Source organism: Spongiibacter sp. UBA1325 (genome assembly GCF_002306875.1).
Classification (GTDB): domain Bacteria; phylum Pseudomonadota; class Gammaproteobacteria; order Pseudomonadales; family Spongiibacteraceae; genus Spongiibacter; species Spongiibacter marinus.
In genome coordinates this window covers 1171-1426 of sequence record NZ_DBTD01000008.1, presented here as the reverse complement: position 1 = coordinate 1426, position 256 = coordinate 1171, and the positions used below count along the sequence as shown (strand labels likewise).

The window sequence follows — 256 nt, the reverse complement described above, 5'->3', positions numbered from 1 at the left end:
CTAACCAACTGAGCTACCTTGCCACTGTTCTCTGTCGAGAAGGCGCGCATTTTCCTGACTTATGTGGGCCTTGTCAAGCGTGAGTGAGGGGGCTTAGACGTTAAACCGGAAATGCACGACGTCGCCGTCCTTGACGATGTAGTCTTTGCCTTCCAGGCGCCACTTGCCAGCGTCTTTGCTGCCCTGTTCGCCTTTGTAGTTGGTGTAGTCGTCGTAGGCGATGACTTCGGCCCGAATAAAGCCTTTTTCGAAGTCG

1 protein-coding gene is annotated in these 256 nt (G+C 53.9%); it reads right to left on the bottom strand.

Annotated elements, in window-relative coordinates; translation table 11 throughout:
- Positions 1–93: 93 nt before the first annotated feature.
- Positions 94–256 (bottom strand): DUF933 domain-containing protein (locus B3K78_RS08425; RefSeq protein WP_286695113.1); only part of this gene is annotated, 163 nt, incomplete at its 5' end.